Raw genomic sequence first — 17,166 nt, 5'->3', positions numbered from 1 at the left:
CACCGCGAAAGTTGACTTCTACCTGCTCTTCGTCTCAGCCATCGAAAGGGTTCGCGCCATGAAAAACTGTCGCCGCATGTTCGTGATGTTGTGCGCACTCGGTTTGTTCGCATGGGGAAGCTCACCGTGTCTTGCACAGACACAGGAACGGGAGATCAGACGCACCTGGGGTGTCTCGACTTATCTGCAAACTGCGCCGGTCAATATTGTGATCCCCATTTGGCTCACGCCCCGATTCGTGCTGGCGCCCCTCCTCACCGTCAACTACCTGGAGAATTCAGCCACCACGATTGGCGGCGGTGTGGCCTTGCGTATCTACCCAGTCATGCAACGCGTCGCGCCTTATTGGGGCGTGCGGGCGCAGGCGATCAACACCAACCCCAGCGGCCCCGGCAGCGGTGCTACCGCGTATGCCGGCAGCCTTTATTTCGGCGGGGAGTTTTTCCTCAATCCCAAATTCAGCCTGGGCGTCGAGCCGGGCTTGAACATTACGCTGCCGCCCAATTCCGGTCCAATCGCCGTGACGACTGCCACCGTGATGGTGGCCACGGTTCATTTTTGAAAGGCTCGCAGGCAAGCGGGAAAACCGGGGGGAAAAGCAGCAGACGGCGGTGCTGGTCGCTGCCTTCATGCGGGCAGAGGCCAGCAGTGCCAGTGTCATGCCGGTCTTGCTGCTTTTTCTTTTTGGGGATAACCTCTCCTTCCTGTTCTTCCTGACGGCAGGACAGGATAAACTCTGCTGCCCGCCCCATTCGAGATTGTCACACTGGGGCGGGGCACGTCACTCAATAGAAAACTTCCGCGGACCACACCAGACTCGGCAGCCAGTCGGCATTGCCGCTCACGTGCCGCATGCCGGCGCTGAACCAGCCTTGATAATTTCCCAGCACGCCCGTTTTGGCCGAGCGCTTGATGCGTAACGCGCCCTTGTCCATGCCCTCCACCACCAGCTCGGCGGTCACCGCGCCTTTGTTCAGGAAATAGGTTGCTTCGAAATTGTTGCTCTCGCCCATGCGCCGCCAGATGCCGGTGAAGTCGCCCTCCTTGACCACCCACACCGTACCCAAACCGCGCTGCGTGCCCGGCGCCTCGAAGAAAAACTCGCCTTGCCAGGAAACCTGCGGCGACCAGGTGGCGGTGCCGTGAAAGCTCTGTCCGCTGGCCGCTGCCGTGCCGCGATAACTGCCCAGCGGTTTGCCCTGATCCGTGCGTCTGATTTCGAGCGCGCTGCCGGCCGGTTCCGCCATCGCCAGCTCGGCGCGCAAGCCGGATTTGGTGGGAAACCAGACGGCGTCGAAAACGTTGCTCTGGCCGCGCCGCGTCCATATCCCGGTGAAATCGCTTTCCTGCACCAGCCAGATGCGACCGAGCGTGGTTTCGCTGACCGTGCCGCCGCTGCTGGTGCCCTCTTCGGAAATGACCTTGGCCAGGCTCGAGCACATGTTGGAGATTTCGTCTTCGCTGTTGCCGCGAATGTTTTGGCTCTTTTTCACCTCGGCGGTCTGCACGTCGATGAAGCGCGAATTGAGCGTGTAGGTTTTGCCGGTGCGCACGATGCTGCCCACCACCACCATGCGCGCGCCCAGCAGCTTGCCGATTTCGACCATGGCCTGCTCATCCACCGCGCCGGAGATTTGCAGGCTTTGCTCCTCCATCACTTTCACCAGTTGCGAGCGCTCGATGATGCGATAGGTGCCCAGGCTGCCCAGCTCGGTGCGCAGGATTTCGGAGGCCGCCAGGCCGAGGGAGGAGTCGCAGCCAATGCTCTCGAAATCGAGCACCGCGATGCGCGGTTTTTCCTCCTGGCCGAAGCCGGCGTTGAACGATAAGAGAAAAATTGCAACCACAGCAGTGTGTTTGAGCCTCATGCAACAACCCCTTTCCGGTTGAATAGCCGATTGTTCCAGACAAGTACAGGCGTGGACCCAGCGGCCCCTCACCAGCCTCGGTATCCAGCCCTGGCAGTCACGACTCGAGCCGCGGCGCAATGTCCGAAATCGCGGGGAAATTCTCAAGACAAAGTTTGTCCCAATGGTGGGTGAATTCAGGCTTGGGATGAACGAGCTGCGACTGCCATCTCACCTCCCCCAAGCCCGGGTCTGGCCCCGCCTTTCACCATCTGATCGCCAGGATGGTTGTGAAAAAAGTGCAAAACTCCCGTGGGCAGTGAGTTGTGCGCACTGATTTCCAGCCGTTTGCTGGTATCTTGCCTGAGCGTAAGAGCTCAGCCGGCTGAATTCCGCCCTAACAACACTGTGATTCCGCAGGAATCATTTTGCTTTTCAAACAGATGCTTGCTGATACTTGGGAAGATTCCTCCGGAATGACATCCTAAACGCCACGTTCTCAGACAGACTGAAAACCTGGCGCAGGCTTATTAAGCACATGAACAGCCGCATATTGGTGGGAAAACGCCTGGCACGGAAGGCATCGAAAAACTGTGTCACGCATTGAATCGCTGGCATCAATTGGCGAACAATTTCAAAAGCAGGCCAGGATTGGTGGCGAGCATCGTGGCGGCACAAAATCCCTTGAGGGCTTGCTCAGGATTTGCGTGTCTTTGATTGAGCCCGCTTCGAACGGGATTTGTGTGACGAAGCGAAGGGAATCGACAGGCCGTTACGGCGCGCAGTGATTTTAAGAAAAGCCCGGGCGTCATAATAATAAGGCTCGCCCTCTTCGTCAATCACGCGCAAGAATCCTTGTTTCTCAGAGGCGGCGTCGGGAATGTAATCGTAGAGCTTCATCGCAAACAAGCTCGATCCTTCATATTCTCCGGCGTCAATGCAAAGGGCGAGCTTTTTCCGCTGCAGGCTTTGAAAAGTCATGATGTGGTTTTGTGTTTGATTTTCATGTCAACTTCGCCACAAACCCGCTGCGGCTTTTGCCGCGACAGAAATTCACCGCCGGCACCCTGCAAAGTTCGAATCCGCGCCAAGCCACGCCTGGCAGCAATGGCGCACAGCACCCGCCCAGGCCTTTGTAGTCAAGTCGACTTCCCGGTGTTTTCAGTCCACTTTATTTCCAGCTTGCGCTGATGAACCGCGCAATCGCGCAGGTAGAGATTGATCAAGCTCTGATAGGGAATTCCGGTATCCTGCGCCAGAGACCTGAAATAAGCGACGGTGTTACGATCGAACCGAATCGTCACAGTCTGCTTCAAGTGTTTGACGTAAGGATTTCTGCGGCTTTTCATCTTGGAAAAATCGTAATGCGCTCTCATTTTCTCAATCTCCAGTATGCGCGTTCCTCTTCCCGGTCCGCCTTTCTCGCCGAAATAATTCTGATGACGGTCTCGCTTCTTCGTAAACAGTGACAGACAATGAGAACCCGTAACTTCGCGCTCATTCCCAGAAGGATGAAGCGGTTTTCATGCTCGGAATGATCCGGATCGGAGAATTCGATGGCATTCTCATCGTAGAAGACCGTGCGCGCCCCATCGAAGGAAGTACCGTGGTTTTTATCTTGGACTTCTCCTTGCGGCGATCCCATTCAAAACTCACTGCTGTCATATTTGCAATATGCGTATGTGTTTCGAGGAAATCAACAAAGGCCTTGCGGTTGGCTCATGCGCAACTCGACTGAAGCCGCACGAACTCAGGATTGCACGCCATGATTCTACCCGCCATCCTGGCCGCTGGCATCCAAGTCTGGCTCCCTGGTGGGCCGGCTTCTACTGGACATTGGTGGCGAAAATACTATCTTGCGATTGACTGTGTGGTAGCGACGGCCATCCCTGACCAGGTCGAACCAGGAGCCAACATGGAAAATCGAAAAATCCGTTGGGGCATTCTCAGCACCGGCCGGATTGCGCAGGTGTTTGCGCAGTCGCTGGCAACTTTACCGGAGGCGCAACTGCAAGCAGTCGGCTCGCGCACCGCAGCCGCGGCTGAAGCCTTTGGCACGCGCTTCAATGTGCCCCGGCGCCATGCGAGTTACGCCGCCCTGGCCCGCGACACGGAGATCGATGTGATCTACATCGGCACCCCGCATTCCTTGCACGCTGAGAACTGCTTGTTGTGCCTGGAGGCCGGCAAGGCAGTGCTGTGCGAGAAGCCGTTCACGATCAACGCCGCCGAAGCGGAGCGCGTCATTCAATTCGCCCGCCAGCAGCAGGTCTTTTTGATGGAGGCCATGTGGACGCGCTTCCTGCCCGCGGTGGTGCAAGCACGCGCGTGGCTGGCAAACGGAATAATCGGCGAGCCGCGAATGCTGCTCGCGGATTTCGGCTTTCGCGCGGAGTTCGATCCGCAAAGCCGGCTGTTCGCGCCCGCGTTGGGCGGCGGCGCGCTGCTGGACGTCGGCATCTATCCGCTCGCCCTTGCCTCGATGGTCTTCGGCCCGCCGCAACGCCTCACCAGTATGGCGCATCTCGGCGCCACCGGCGTAGATGAACAATGCGGTGTGATTCTCGGCTATCCCAACGGCCAGCTCGCCGTGCTGGCCGCCGCCAATCGCACCGACACGCCGAAAGAAGCGACCATCATCGGCACCGCCGGACGCATCAAACTGCATTCCGCCTTTTTCAAGGCCACGCAGGTTACGCTGGCGCGCAGCGGCCAGCCGGAACAAACCGTGCACGCGCCTTATGAGAGTTTTGGGTATCAACATGAGGCCGCCGAAGTGATGGCCTGTTTGCGGGCCGGCCGGCTGGAAAGCGAAATCATGCCGCCCGACGAGTCCCTGCAACTCATGCAAACCATGGACGAGATTCGCCGGCAATGGGGCTTGCGCTATCCCCAGGAAAGGGCGTGAAGAAAGACCCGCAAACCGTTCCACCTCCAATCCACCTCCAACGCAATCATCCCGTGAGGAGAAGCATTATGTGCAAATCGAAAATTCCGGCTGTTGCCTGCTTGAGTCTGCTGTTGGCGTTGCATTTCGCACTGGCGCAGCCGCCCGCCGCCAGCGACACCACGAAAGCGCCGGCGAAAAAGGCGGACAAGAAAGAATGGGACGTGACCGCGGCGCACGGCCCGGCCAAAGAGATTGCCTTCACTGCCAGCGAAGGCACGTGGATGAATCTCGATGTTAGTCCGGACGGCAAGGACATTGTGTTCGATCTGCTCGGCGACATCTACCTCATGCCCATCACCGGCGGCGAAGCAAAACTGCTCAGCGGCGGCCCGGCCTTCGAAGTGCAGCCGCGCTTCAGTCCCGACGGCAAGCGCATCAGCTTCACCAGTGACCGTTCCGGCGGGGACAACATTTGGATCATGCAACGCGACGGCTCCAACCTCAAACAGGTAACGAAGGAAGATTTTCGTTTGCTCAACAATGCGGTGTGGACGCCGGACGGCAATTATCTCATCGCACGCAAGCATTTCACCAGCACCCGTTCATTGGGCGCGGGTGAAATGTGGCTCTATCATCTCACCGGCGGCGAAGGCTTGCAGCTCACCAAACGCAAGAATGATCAGCAAGATGCCGGCGAACCGGCGGTTTCGCCGGACGGCCGTTATATCTATTTTAGCGAAGACATGAGCGGCGGCAATACGTTTGAATACAACAAAGATCCCAACGGCCAGATTTACGTCATTCGCCGCCTCGATCGTGAGAAGGGTGATTTGAAAAACTATGTCACCGGCGCCGGCGGTGCGGTGCGGCCACAGCCCTCGCCCGACGGCGAGTATCTCGCCTTTGTGCGGCGCGTGCGGCTGAACAGCGTGCTTTATTTGCAGGATTTGAAAACGGGCGAGCAGATTCCGATCTATGACGGCTTGAATAAAGATCAGCAGGAGACCTGGGCCACCTTCGGCGTTTATCCCAACTATGCCTGGACGCCGGACAGCAAAAATATTGTGATTTGGGCGCAGGGCAAAATTTGGCGCATCGACATCGCAACGAAGCAGGCAACCCAGATACCGTTTACCGTCAACGTCAAACAAACCATTACCGAAGCCTTGCATTTCCCGCAAACCGTGCATGCGGATTCGTTTACGGTGAAAATGATTCGCGACGCGGTGACGTCGCCTGACGGCAAGACCCTTGTCTTCAGCGCCGTGGGATCATTGTGGAAGAAAGCTTTGCCCAACGGCAAGCCGCAACGCTTGACCAACAGCGCGTTGCATGAATTTTTTCCGGCGTTCAGTCCCGACGGTTTGTGGATTGTGTATGCCACCTGGAGTGATACCGCGCTGGGCGGCTTGTACAAAGTCAAACTGGATGGCCGCAATCCCGTCAAGCTCACGCGGCGCAAGGGTTATTACAACACACCCTCGTTTTCGCCGGACGGCAGGAAGATCGTGTATCAGCGCGACAACGGCAATTCGGTGCTGGGATTTGCGCACGGCGTGGAGCCCGGGTTGTATTGGATGTCTGCCGAGGGCGGCGAAGAGAATTTCATTCAAGAGGAGGGCTACGCCCCGCGCTTCAACCGCAAGGGCGATCGCATCTTCTTTCAAACCGGCGGTGGACTGGAGAAGAAATACAAAAGCGTTCGCCTCGACGGCGGCGAGGAACGCACCCATTTCAATTTGAAGTATGTCAATCAAATCGCGCTGAGTCCCGATGAGCAATGGGTGGCATTCACGGAGCTGTACAACGCATACCTCGCGCCGTTTCCGCAAACCGGCGGAGCAATTGATTTGAACAACGGCACCAAGGCGGTGCCGGTGAAACGCGTCACCCGCGATGCCGGCGACTATCTGCACTGGTCCGGCGACAGTCAAAAACTCCACTGGCTGATCGGGCCGGAATTGTTCTCGCGCGAGTTGCGTCAGAGTTTCGCCTTTCTCCCGGGCGCGCCTGACAGCGTTGCGGGCCCGGATTCCGTTGGCCTGCAAATCGGATTGAAATTGCAGACGGATGTGCCTGCCGGCAAGCTCGCGTTTACCGGCGCGCGCATTATTACCATGCGCGGCGATGAAGTAATCGAGAACGGCACGATCGTGATCGAAGGCAATCGCATTGCGGCGATTGGCCGGGCGAGTGAAGTCACCATTCCCGCCGACGCCAAACGCATTGCGGCCGCCGGCAAGACCATCATGCCGGGCATCGTGGACGTGCATGCGCATGCGGATCATTTCTTTGCGGGACTGCTGCCGCAGCAGCCCTGGGCCTATTTTGCCAATCTCGCTTACGGCGTAACCACGATGCACGATCCCTCGGCGTACACGGAAACGGTGTTCACGCTGGCGGAGATGGTGGCGGCCGGCAAGATCACCGGGCCGCGCGTGTACTCCACCGGCACGATCCTCTACGGCGCCGACGGCGACTTCAAAGCCGTGGTCAACAATCTCGACGACGCACGCTCACATCTGCGCCGCCTGAAAGCCGTGGGCGCATTTTCGGTGAAGAGTTACAATCAGCCGCGCCGCAATCAACGCCAGCAGGTGCTGCAGGCCGCGCGCGAATTGAACATGCTGGTGGTGCCGGAAGGCGGCTCGTTTTTCTATCACAATTTGTCGATGGTGATCGACGGCCACACCGGCATCGAGCACTCGATTCCGGTTGCGCCGGTTTATCAGGATGTCCTGAAACTTTGGGGCGGCACGGCCACGGCTTACACGCCGACGCTGATCGTGGGCTATGGCGGCATGTGGGGTGAGAATTATTGGTATCAGAAAACCAACGTGTGGGAAAAGCAGCGGCTGCTGCATTTCACCCCGCGCCCGATAATTGACGCGCGTGCACGGCGGCGCATGATGATTCCCGACGATGATTTCGGCCATATCGGCAATGCGCAGGCAGCCAAAGCCTTGTGTGATGCCGGCGTGAAAGTGAATCTCGGCGCACACGGCCAGTTGCAGGGACTGGGCGCGCATTGGGAATTGTGGATGCTGGCGCAGGGCGGCATGACGCCGCTGGAGGCGATTCGTGCGGCCACTCTGAACGGCGCGGAGTACATCGGCATGGGCAAAGAATTAGGCTCACTCGAACCGGGCAAGCTCGCGGATTTGATCGTGCTGGAAAAGAATCCGCTGGAGAATATTCAGAACACCGAATTCATCACGCAGGTGATGAAGAACGGCCGTTTGTACGACGCTGAAACCATGAACGAGACCGGCAATGTTTCGCGGCCGCGGCTGCCGTTCTACTGGGAGAATGCCAAGACCAGCGAAGCGTTTTTGTGGAAGGGCGCGGGCGTGGGTTTTGGCGAAGTGAAGTGCGGATGTATGCACTGAAAATCAGAGTATCGGATCGATGGAGTTTGGGATTGGGTGATGAGCAACAATCCGCCAATCCCATAATCCTGAAATTCGAAACGATGATTCAGACTGTCATTGTTCCAGGTGATGGGCTTTGACGGCCCTTCCGAACAGACGCGCTTTACAATTTGAGGTTGCGCGGCTGAGATTTTTTTCCAATTTTCAGGCAGACAAGGACTCTATTCCTCAAACATTGAGGGTATGAAACATGACAACAGAGGTCGATATCCTGACTCAGCCGCTGCCCCGCCAGGCGCCACCGCGCGAAAGAATCACGTTTGACGAATTTTGTGAAATCATTCGGGAAGACCAAAAGGCCGACCTTATCAATGGGGTGATTTATATGGCTTCGCCACCGACTTTTGAGCACGAGGATCTCTTTGGGTTTTTGTTGATGATCCTGCGTGGCTTTGTCCGCGAAAAAGGATTGGGGCACGTTCTCGGATCGCGCGCGGCAATGAAACTATCCGAGTTCAATGCGCCGGAGCCGGATTTGATGTTCATCAGCAAAGCCAGGCTTGCCCAGTGCAAAGGCAAGGCCCTGCTGGGTGCAGCGGATCTCGTGGTTGAAATCATCTCGCCGGGCAGCCGGAAATTGGATTTGGGCGAGAAGAAGGATTTGTACGCCGAGTATGGCGTGCTGGAGTACTGGGTGATCGATCCCTTTCGGCAAGAGGCTTTCTTCTGGAAAAATCACGATGGTGTTTGGGAAGAGTTGCCGGTGGATGCCAATGGCGTCGTTCGTTCTGCCGCTGTTCCAGAGTTTTGGCTACGAATTGACTGGCTTTTTGCGCAGGAGTTGCCAAATGAAAGCGCCGTCATCGCAGCTCTTCTTGCAGGTGACCCGGCGGCGCGTTCCGCTGCGCAGTAGTTCTCTAATTTGAAACAAAGGAATACTTTTCATGAAGCAGAAGTTGCAGGTTCCCTTCGATCAAAAGATCCGTTTGAAAGACTTTGATCCCGGCTACACCGGTGATTACAAAGACAAAGATGAGGCGAAGAAAGATCTGGAGAAGAATCTCGCGCGGCTGGATGAGCTGCAGGAAGTCATGTACGCGGAAGGCAAGCATGCGCTGCTGATCGTCTTGCAGGGGATGGACACCGGCGGCAAAGACGGCGTGATCGAGCACGTCATGTCCAGCGTCGATCCCCAGGGCGTGCGCGTGGCCAGCTTCAAAGCGCCGACGCCGGAGGAATTGTCGCACGATTTCTTGTGGCGCATTCACCAGCACGTGCCGCCGCGCGGCTACATCGGCATTTTCAACCGCTCGCATTATGAAGATGTGCTGATCGTGCGCGTGCACAATCTCGTGCCCAGGGAAGTGTGGCAAAAGCGCTATGATCACATCAACAACTTCGAAAAGCTGCTGGCAGACAACGGGGTCACGATTCTCAAATTCTTCCTGTACATTTCCAAGCAGGAACAAAAAGAGCGGCTGGAAGAACGTCGCGACGACAAGACCAAGCAGTGGAAGTTCAATCTCGGCGATTTGAAGGAGCGCGCGTTGTGGGATGACTACATGGCGGCCTACGAAGACGCGATCAATAAATGCAATACGCCCTGGGCGCCGTGGCATATCGTGCCGGCGAACAAGAAATGGTACCGCAATTTCGTGATATCGGAATGTATTGTCGAAGCGTTGGAGGGCTTGCAGATGAAATACCCGCCCGCGCCCGAGGGGATTGAGGGTATTGTGGTGGAGTGAGTTTGACACAGCCCGGGCGCTGGGAGCGCCCGGGCAGTAGCAGGAACTATCCCCTCTCCCTCAACCATCTTGCCATCAGCGGCACGCGCGTAATTTATTCCCCGGCACCATGGGCAACCACCAAACGCCGGCGCAAACACGCTCAACAGCGATACGTACTTCTGCGCCACCGGCTTGCAGACAGGGCTTCAAACGCTGCCACACCCATTCGCCCTGGTGGTGGGAGTAACTGATGAAAACGGTTTTGGGCATAAAAGTCCCCATCAATAATGATACCGGCAAGCCAGAATTCGAATTTTATCTTCGAAGACTTCATAAACTAAACGGTGCTCATCATCAATACGCCGGGACCAGCAACCGGCAAATTGATGCCGCAACGGCTCAGGTTTGCCGACACCTTGAAAAGGGTCGCGCTGGATCTCTTTGAGCATTTTGACAATGCGCAGCGCCTTCTTGCGATCTTTTTCCACCCACCAAGCCAAATCTTAAAAGCCGGCCGGGTCAAATTCCAAGCTTCTTGCGTGCTTCATCAAATGCTATCCCCTTTTTACGCTTTCTCGCAGCAAGCAGGCGTTGCTTCATGTTTTTGCTTCTGAGCAGGTAAGCCGTCTCCTTGGCGGATTTAATTTCTCGCCACAGCTCAATGGGAACGATTACGGCCGTGGGCGAGCCTTTTTCATCTGAGACATATTGGATAGTGGTTGGATTCATAGATGATTCTTTCCTTTTGTTTAAGGATGCGAAGAAGGATTACTGGAATGGATGATTTTCCACATATCCTCCCGCACTTGTTCATGCGAGTGAACCCTGCCTTGCTGGACAGCGCGCAATCCGTCCGCCACCTTTAACTTTACGTAAATCTCATAAAGCAACTTGTCTTGCTTGATTTTGGGCGGTCGCGCTTTGATCATCTCTACGATTCTTTCAGCATATTCTGAGGTCGTCATGGCCTTCTCCGGGTAACTTGAACACGCGTGTCTCGTGCGCGCTCGAACATAATGAAGTGCCGGTTTAGGCGCAAGAGGATTTCCTCGCTCGCATGAAATCCAACCCCTCCTCCTCATCGTATCTGTGAAGTACAATCACCACATCCCCGTAACCCATCTACTCGAGGAAAATTATGGCCAATCATCTTGACACCGTATCCGCCATCTATGCGGCGTTTGGCAAAGGCGATATTCCGGGCATCATCCAGCATCTCTCTGACAACGTGCAGTGGGAGTCCTGGGCGGACAATTCCGCGCAAAAAGCTGGCGTGCCGTGGCTGCAAGCGCGCTCGGGCAAGGCGGGCGCCTTGCAATTTTTTGAAATCGTGAGTACGTTCAAAATCAGAGAGTTTCGAGTGCTGTCATTGCTGGCCGGCGGCAATCAGGTGGCAGCCGAATTCGTTCTTGAATTCGAGGCCCCGGGCACCGGCGTGGTTTGCCGCGACGAGGAAATGCATCTGTGGACGTTCGATGACAACGGCAAAGTCATCCGGCTGCGGCATTATGCGGACACCGCCAAGCACATCGCAGCGGCCCGTGTTCAGTGACCAGGGGCAAGAGGCACGGGGCACGGGGCAAGTATCCAGCATCCAGTATCAAGAATCAAGCATCCAGCATCCAGCACCCAGCATCAAGGAGGAATTGCATGCGTGTTTTTCGGCGGTTGTTTCATCTGGCAATGATTTGTGGTCTGATCGGTTTCATCCCCATTGAGAGTTTGGCGCAGGAAACCGGCGCGATCAAAGGCGTCGTGCAGGACGCTGAAACCGGGAAGGGTCTCGCTGAAGTGAATGTCGTGCTCAGCGGCACGGGCCACGGGGCGAACACTGCCGCAGATGGCGGTTTTGCCATTACGCGTCTGAAACCCGGCGAGTATGAGCTTGTCGTGAGCTTGATCGGTTACGCGACGGTTCGCCAGCGCGTCGTAGTGGCGGCTGGAAGCGAAACAACTCTCACGTTCGATCTGCAGCAGAAGTCGCTCGATCTCAGCGAAATTCTGGTGCAGGCCGACCGGCCGTATTCCGCGGCTTCTTCGCGCGCGGTGCGCGAATTCGATCTGCGCGTGCGCCCGAATCGTTCCGCGCAAGAGCTGCTGCAAGCCGCGCCCGGCTTGATCATCGCGCAGCACGCGGGCGGCGGCAAGGCCGAGCAGATTTTCCTCCGCGGCTTCGATGCGGATCATGGCACGGACGTCAATATCTCGGTGGACGGCATGCCGGTGAACATGGTGTCGCACGGCCACGGCCAGGGCTATGCCGATTTGCATTTCATCATTCCCGAGGTGATCGACGGCCTCGAGGTTTACAAAGGCCCATACTTCGCGGAGTTTGGTGATCTCGCCACCGCCGGTGCAGTGGCCATGCGCACGCGCGATCACATCGAATCCAATCTAGTGCGGCTCGAAGGTGGCCAGTTTGAAACGTATCGTCTCACCACGCTTTACCAAATCCCCAGCGCCGGCATTCACAATAATGCCTACCTCGCCGGGCAGTTTTACGGCACCGATGGCCCGGTTGACAGTCCTCAGGGCTTTCGCCGCGTCAATCTTTTTGGAAAATTTCACACCCACCTGAACGAGACGTCCAAGTTGTCGGTTGACATCAGCGGATTCAGTTCGGCGTGGGATGCTTCCGGGCAGATTCCGCAGCGCGCGGTGACAGCGGGATTGATCAATCGCTTCGGTTCACTCGATGATCTTGAAGGCGGCACTACCGGCCGGCAGAACCTCAATCTCGCCTACGAGGCGCACGGCGAGGGCAACAGCGAGTTCCTGATTCGCGCTTACACCACCCGCTACAACTTCAAGCTGTTTTCGAATTTCACGTTTTTTCTGAACGATCCGGTCAATGGCGACATGATCGAGCAAACCGACGCGCGCACGCTTCTGGGCTTGAACAGCCGCTATCGTTTTCATCATGACATTGGCGGCATGCTTGCAACGGCGACGCTGGGCGGCGGCTATCGCGCGGATGACATCGCGGTCGCATTGTGGCGCAGTCCGAGCCGCGTGCGCGCGCAGGCGCTGGTGGATTCTGACGTTTTCCAACGCAGCCTCAATCTCTGGGCGCAGGAAGAAATCATTTTCAGCCCGATGCTGCGCTTGCAGCTCGGCTTGCGCGCCGATTATTTCACCTATGATGTTGAGGATCATCTCGAAGGCATGCCTTCCGATTTGCCGCATGCTTCGGGCTTCGCGCAGAAAACGATTCTCAGTCCCAAAGCGAATCTCGTGGTCAGCCCGACGAATGCGTTTGATATTTTTGTGAATTTCGGCACCGGTTTTCATTCCAATGATGCACGCGATGTCGTGATCGCCAAGCGCGTCAGTGATTCCATGCGACGATACAAACAGCAGGGTTTGAGCGAGGAGGAGATTTCCTCGCGGCTGGCAGCAGCAAACCTCGATCCTGCGATTCGCGACGATGAAACTCTGCCGCGCGCCACCGGCGGGGAGATTGGATTTCGCCTGCGCGCGAGTCATCGTCTCAACCTCGGCGCGGCGGCATGGGGTCTGAATCTCGAGCGCGAGTTTGTGTACATTGGCGACGAAGGTACCACCGAGCTGAGCGACCGTACCCAACGCTATGGTCTTGATCTCGAAGCGCGCTTTGGTTTGACTTCGTGGCTCTATGCTGATGCCGACCTGAATCTCTCGCGCGGCAAATTGCGCGATGAGCCGGCCGATGCCGATGAAATTCCGCTGGCGCCGCGCTTGACGTCGACCGGCGGTTTGACGGTGAAACATCCTTCCGGTTACGAGGGCAGCCTGCGGTATCGCCACCTCGGTGATCGCCCGGCAAACGAGGCAAACACAGTTACTGCGCTCGGCTACACGGTGCTGGATCTCACTGCGGGTTATCGTTTTGGCAATTATCAACTCAATGTGATTTTGGAAAATCTCACGGACACGGAATGGAACGAGGCGCAATTCGACACGGAATCGCGGCTGCCGAATGAAACTGAGGCAGTGTCGGAGCTGCATTTCACGCCGGGGAATCCCCGAAACGTGCGGGTGGGCTTGAGTTATTTCTTTTGAGAGGTGACCCTTTTGACCTGAGGATTTCCCGAACCTCGAGTGGCTGACTCGCGCGAGACAGCCTTTTGCAACAAAGCCAGGAGTTGATCTTGCGATCACTGCTGGCTTTTTTGTTTGGCGCGGCATGAGGGGCGGCGTTTGGCGAAAATTCCATGAGAAAGAGTTCCCGCGCTGGTGTCTTTGGGATAAAGCTAATATCAATGCTTGCATTGCTCACTCTCGGTTCTGGAGAATCAATGACACCAACTTTCAAAAACTTGTCATGGCAGGAACTCTTAAGCACCGGCGCTTTGTTTCTGGCGTTAATGGGATTCGCCCTGCTGTTGGCCGCACAGACCGAGCGGGTTCTGTTCTACAAAATCCTTTACACCGCCCGCACCACCATGATTCTGTTCACGCCGGCCATGTGCCTGTATGTGCTGCCGCAACAATCGCAGAAGAAACAGAACTACTGGCTGCTCTTTTGGACGTTCAGCTTTCTCTCGTATGCGATTCACATTTACTATTCCTTTTTCGTTTTCTTTCACGGCAGTCTCGCGGAGTTTTTTGCTGACCAGGGCGTCGCGGTGGCGACCATCAATCTGATCATCACGCTTTGGTGGGCCTTCGACATCGCGGCCGTGTGGGCGCTCTCTTCCACCGCCAAGTGGCTGCGCCTCCAGCGCGCCGCGATACAGATCGTCATTGCTGTGACCTTTTTCGCTTCGACCGTCATTCTGCACGGGGTGGACAACAAGGAACCGTTTGTCATCGTGCTGGGCGCGCTGCAAGCCGCGGCAATTCTGGCGTGCGTTGCCATTCGCCTCGTGGCGCAGCGGCAGGAATTCGCATGGCGCGCGAATTTCCCCTGATTCTGCCGGTTGCCAGACGCGGCCTCTCGTTCGTCACCCTGGGCCGCCGGCAGGCTGCATCAGTCAATCTCTTTCTTCACCAATAACTCAAAGGAGTGCACATGAAGCTGCACCGCAGGATCACGCTTTTTGTCGCGTGCGGGTTGCTGGCCTTGGGTTTGCTGGGCTGCCCACCCTCCCCCTACGATTGGGGCAACCACGACGTCTTGCGCGACGAATTGCCGGGGCCAACAATCCCAAAATACAACGGCCAGGAAATTCCCTATCAGGAATACATGAAATGGGTCGAGTGGGGGGAAGAGTGGTTTCGCAACGAAACATTCGGCAACGAACGGCTGCTCACCGACGTGACCGGCTTTCTCAACGGCACGGTGGAAGTGCCGGATACCGGCGGCTGGCGCAGAGAGAGTTTCTTCAAGTTTTTTGTCGAAGCCATCGATGCGCTCGACAGTGTGCGCGGCAATCTCTACAGCGGCAATGGCGGCGGTTACACGCATGATTTGGTTGTGACCTTTCCCGCCGGCAGCAAGCTGCACGGCGGTCTGCCGCTGCCGGAGCGGCTGCACACCGGTTTGGATGTCGAAGCCGGCGCCACTTGGCCGGTGGGCATTGTTGCGGTTCCGGCGCCCGAGGAAGAGAAGAACCTGCCCTATCTGCTCGATCCCAATCGCTACGCCGCCGGCGATCACGGCGTAGGTGCTGCGCCACCGGAAAAATATCGCGTCGGCATGTCGTGCGCGATTTGCCACTACTCTCTCGATGTCGATTGGGATGGCCGTACGGATCTCCGGTCGGCGCATTTGGGAGTTGCCACGCCCGGCACGCCTTTCAAACCGGAAGACGCTTGGGCCGTCGGCAATCAAGATTTACACCTCGGTTGGGTTTTTGTTTCGGCTTCCAATCCGATTGCCGCGTTGTTCGCTTCCGGCCGGCCGGGGCAAAAGACGCCCGCCGAGGCCAAGGCCTGGATGGAGGAAATTCTGCGGAACTATGAAAGCCGGCCGCAAGAGGTCACCAGCGAAATCGTGCGAGGGGTGCAGATGATGCCGCGCGGCTACTTCGACGACACGCCGGACGCGATTCACAATCCGCTGCAATATCCCGCGCTATTCACGCGGCAGAACTGGCCGTTTAACTACGACGGCGTGATGCTGAATGCCTCCGACCGCAACAACAACGTGTGGACGATTTCGTTCGATCCCTCGCAACTCGTGGGTTTGTGCAAAGATCGCGGCGGCAAAACCTCCAAACTGCTTTTTTGGATGAAGCCCGGGATTTTTTCGGTGTTGTCCTCGACGCAATATGCTGATTTGATCACACATTATTCCCCCGCAGTAGCGTACGATCCCGCGCAAAAGCAGAAACTGCGCGACGACATTCTCGGCCTCAGCGACGGCATGCCCGGTGTGTTGGACAACGATGCCGTGGTGCTGATCGATGATATTCCCGCGGTCGTGCCCAAAGAAGTCCTGGAGCATCCGGATAACAAAACGCATCGCCGGGTGCGCAAAGCCAGCGAGTTTGGAAGTGACGGCGGCCAGCGCAGCCAGATGACGGGCATGCTCGGAACACGCGTCATTACGCCGCGCCATGTGCGCGAGCAATACCAGATCGAGCAGTTGGCCGCGACCTACGGCCTCAATGCCGACGAATTTGTTTCCGAGGCCGTGAGCTTGATGTTGGATTGGGTGCAACCGCCTACTAATCACACCGCGCTGCTGGCCCGGGCGCGCAGCGCCGGTCTGGTGGAAAAGGGGTATGAGATCTTCAAGGCGCAGGGTTGCGCGCAGTGTCATGCCGGCCCGTTCTTCACCAACAACAAGATCATTCCGCTGCGCGAGATCGCCACGAACAACGCGCGCGCGCTGGCGACCGAGCCCCTGCAAACGTTCATCGCGCCGGAATATGATCCTGCCACCGGCAAAGCCATCGCCAAGGGCTTCTGGGGTTTTCTGGGAAAGTTTTTCGGCAGCAAACAGAAGTACGGTTACAAAGTCGTCACGCTGCGCTATCTCTGGGGCACTGCACCGTATCTGCATGACGGCGGGGTGGCGGTGGCGCTCGATCCGCAAATGCCGCCGGCCGGCGATGATTTGCAGGCGCTGCTGCGCCGCGCGCCCGTGGAGAAGATTTACGGCGCCGGTCAGATTCTCGCCTATCGCGAAGCGCATCCCGAATCCTATTTTCGTCCCAATGCCGCATTGAGCCTGCAGGCCGTCGTCCTGCAATCCGAGCGCGCCAAAGTGATTGCGGCGAACAAAGAGAAAGTCTATCCGGTGCCGGGCAGCCCGGCGCGCGTGGCGATGGAAGACATGAATGTGCAGGGCATTGGTCACGAGTATTGGATTGAAGACCAACCCGGCGGCGACACCGTCACCGCGTTGGTGGCCTTTCTGCTCGCCCTCGACGACAAGCCGGGAGAATGATTCGAACCAG

The 17,166-nt window shown here is 57.1% G+C and carries 15 protein-coding genes and 1 pseudogene; 9 read left to right on the top strand and 7 right to left on the bottom strand.

Features of this window, described 5'->3' with window-relative positions; translation table 11 throughout:
- Positions 1 to 58: 58 nt before the first annotated feature.
- Positions 59 to 562: a hypothetical protein gene (locus L6R21_11875; protein MCK6559883.1), complete on the top strand. Its 504-nt coding sequence runs from the start codon at positions 59 to 61 to the stop codon at positions 560 to 562.
- A 223-nt stretch (positions 563 to 785) separates the two neighbouring features.
- On the opposite strand, the gene L6R21_11870 is transcribed toward L6R21_11875, so the two are convergent.
- From L6R21_11870 to L6R21_11855, 4 genes and pseudogenes are all read right to left on the bottom strand, one after another.
- Positions 786 to 1,868 (bottom strand): CsgG/HfaB family protein, encoded by a 1,083-nt coding sequence (locus L6R21_11870; GenBank protein ID MCK6559882.1) that lies wholly within the window; start codon positions 1,866 to 1,868, stop codon positions 786 to 788.
- Positions 1,869 to 2,543: 675 nt separating this feature from the next.
- The gene (locus L6R21_11865) at positions 2,544 to 2,747 is read right to left on the bottom strand and encodes a hypothetical protein (GenBank protein ID MCK6559881.1); all 204 of its coding nucleotides are present in this window, start codon (positions 2,745 to 2,747) and stop codon (positions 2,544 to 2,546) included.
- Positions 2,748 to 2,986: 239 nt separating this feature from the next.
- Positions 2,987 to 3,223 (bottom strand): BrnA antitoxin family protein, encoded by a 237-nt coding sequence (locus L6R21_11860; GenBank protein ID MCK6559880.1) that lies wholly within the window; start codon positions 3,221 to 3,223, stop codon positions 2,987 to 2,989.
- Positions 3,220 to 3,512, bottom strand: a pseudogene (locus L6R21_11855) (BrnT family toxin). Before L6R21_11855 ends, L6R21_11860 begins: the two are co-directional and overlap by 4 nt.
- Before the next feature lie 250 nt (positions 3,513 to 3,762).
- On the opposite strand from L6R21_11855, the gene L6R21_11850 reads away from it, so the two are divergent.
- The 4 genes from L6R21_11850 (at position 3,763) to L6R21_11835 (ending at position 9,856) form a co-directional block, all read left to right on the top strand.
- Positions 3,763 to 4,755: a Gfo/Idh/MocA family oxidoreductase gene (locus L6R21_11850; protein ID MCK6559879.1), complete on the top strand. Its 993-nt coding sequence runs from the start codon at positions 3,763 to 3,765 to the stop codon at positions 4,753 to 4,755.
- Between the two features lie 68 nt (positions 4,756 to 4,823).
- Positions 4,824 to 8,126, top strand: coding sequence for an amidohydrolase family protein (locus L6R21_11845; protein ID MCK6559878.1), 3,303 nt, complete (start codon positions 4,824 to 4,826; stop codon positions 8,124 to 8,126).
- Between the two features lie 232 nt (positions 8,127 to 8,358).
- Complete coding sequence (locus tag L6R21_11840) at positions 8,359 to 9,021, top strand: Uma2 family endonuclease (protein MCK6559877.1); 663 nt, start codon at positions 8,359 to 8,361, stop codon at positions 9,019 to 9,021.
- Positions 9,022 to 9,052: 31 nt separating this feature from the next.
- Positions 9,053 to 9,856, top strand: coding sequence for a polyphosphate kinase 2 family protein (locus tag L6R21_11835; GenBank protein MCK6559876.1), 804 nt, complete (start codon positions 9,053 to 9,055; stop codon positions 9,854 to 9,856).
- A 263-nt stretch (positions 9,857 to 10,119) separates the two neighbouring features.
- Here the strand turns inward: L6R21_11835 and L6R21_11830 are convergent, their stop codons facing one another.
- The 3 genes from L6R21_11830 to L6R21_11820 are packed head-to-tail and all read right to left on the bottom strand — an operon-like array spanning position 10,120 to position 10,803.
- Positions 10,120 to 10,338, bottom strand: coding sequence for a Txe/YoeB family addiction module toxin (locus L6R21_11830; GenBank protein ID MCK6559875.1), 219 nt, complete (start codon positions 10,336 to 10,338; stop codon positions 10,120 to 10,122).
- 19 nt (positions 10,339 to 10,357) lie between these two features.
- Positions 10,358 to 10,567, bottom strand: coding sequence for a prevent-host-death protein (locus L6R21_11825; GenBank protein MCK6559874.1), 210 nt, complete (start codon positions 10,565 to 10,567; stop codon positions 10,358 to 10,360).
- 20 nt (positions 10,568 to 10,587) lie between these two features.
- Positions 10,588 to 10,803, bottom strand: a complete 216-nt coding sequence (locus L6R21_11820; GenBank protein ID MCK6559873.1) for a hypothetical protein — start codon at positions 10,801 to 10,803, stop codon at positions 10,588 to 10,590.
- A 173-nt stretch (positions 10,804 to 10,976) separates the two neighbouring features.
- Here L6R21_11820 and L6R21_11815 point away from each other — a divergent pair, with 173 nt between their 5' ends.
- From L6R21_11815 to L6R21_11800, 4 genes are all read left to right on the top strand, one after another.
- Positions 10,977 to 11,390: a nuclear transport factor 2 family protein gene (locus L6R21_11815; protein MCK6559872.1), complete on the top strand. Its 414-nt coding sequence runs from the start codon at positions 10,977 to 10,979 to the stop codon at positions 11,388 to 11,390.
- Positions 11,391 to 11,488: 98 nt separating this feature from the next.
- Complete coding sequence (locus L6R21_11810; GenBank protein MCK6559871.1) at positions 11,489 to 13,879, top strand: TonB-dependent receptor; 2,391 nt, start codon at positions 11,489 to 11,491, stop codon at positions 13,877 to 13,879.
- Between the two features lie 236 nt (positions 13,880 to 14,115).
- On the top strand, positions 14,116 to 14,730 hold the full coding sequence (locus L6R21_11805) for a hypothetical protein (protein MCK6559870.1): 615 nt from the start codon (positions 14,116 to 14,118) through the stop codon (positions 14,728 to 14,730).
- Positions 14,731 to 14,831: 101 nt separating this feature from the next.
- Positions 14,832 to 17,156: a hypothetical protein gene (locus L6R21_11800; protein MCK6559869.1), complete on the top strand. Its 2,325-nt coding sequence runs from the start codon at positions 14,832 to 14,834 to the stop codon at positions 17,154 to 17,156.
- Positions 17,157 to 17,166: the final 10 nt, after the last annotated feature.

It is taken from the genome of bacterium, assembly GCA_023150945.1.
Lineage (GTDB): Bacteria > Zhuqueibacterota > Zhuqueibacteria > Zhuqueibacterales > Zhuqueibacteraceae > Coneutiohabitans.
This window is presented reverse-complemented; position numbering and strand designations above follow the sequence as displayed.

Coding starts and splice junctions, on each gene's coding strand:
- L6R21_11875 (MCK6559883.1), top strand. CDS start 59: ATGAAAAACTGTCGCCGCATGTTCGTGATGTTGTGCGCACTCGGTTTG.
- L6R21_11870 (MCK6559882.1), bottom strand. CDS start 1,868: ATGAGGCTCAAACACACTGCTGTGGTTGCAATTTTTCTCTTATCGTTC.
- L6R21_11865 (MCK6559881.1), bottom strand. CDS start 2,747: ATGAAGCTCTACGATTACATTCCCGACGCCGCCTCTGAGAAACAAGGA.
- L6R21_11860 (MCK6559880.1), bottom strand. CDS start 3,223: ATGAGAGCGCATTACGATTTTTCCAAGATGAAAAGCCGCAGAAATCCT.
- L6R21_11850 (MCK6559879.1), top strand. CDS start 3,763: ATGGAAAATCGAAAAATCCGTTGGGGCATTCTCAGCACCGGCCGGATT.
- L6R21_11845 (MCK6559878.1), top strand. CDS start 4,824: ATGTGCAAATCGAAAATTCCGGCTGTTGCCTGCTTGAGTCTGCTGTTG.
- L6R21_11840 (MCK6559877.1), top strand. CDS start 8,359: ATGACAACAGAGGTCGATATCCTGACTCAGCCGCTGCCCCGCCAGGCG.
- L6R21_11835 (MCK6559876.1), top strand. CDS start 9,053: ATGAAGCAGAAGTTGCAGGTTCCCTTCGATCAAAAGATCCGTTTGAAA.
- L6R21_11825 (MCK6559874.1), bottom strand. CDS start 10,567: ATGAATCCAACCACTATCCAATATGTCTCAGATGAAAAAGGCTCGCCC.
- L6R21_11820 (MCK6559873.1), bottom strand. CDS start 10,803: ATGACGACCTCAGAATATGCTGAAAGAATCGTAGAGATGATCAAAGCG.
- L6R21_11815 (MCK6559872.1), top strand. CDS start 10,977: ATGGCCAATCATCTTGACACCGTATCCGCCATCTATGCGGCGTTTGGC.
- L6R21_11810 (MCK6559871.1), top strand. CDS start 11,489: ATGCGTGTTTTTCGGCGGTTGTTTCATCTGGCAATGATTTGTGGTCTG.
- L6R21_11805 (MCK6559870.1), top strand. CDS start 14,116: ATGACACCAACTTTCAAAAACTTGTCATGGCAGGAACTCTTAAGCACC.
- L6R21_11800 (MCK6559869.1), top strand. CDS start 14,832: ATGAAGCTGCACCGCAGGATCACGCTTTTTGTCGCGTGCGGGTTGCTG.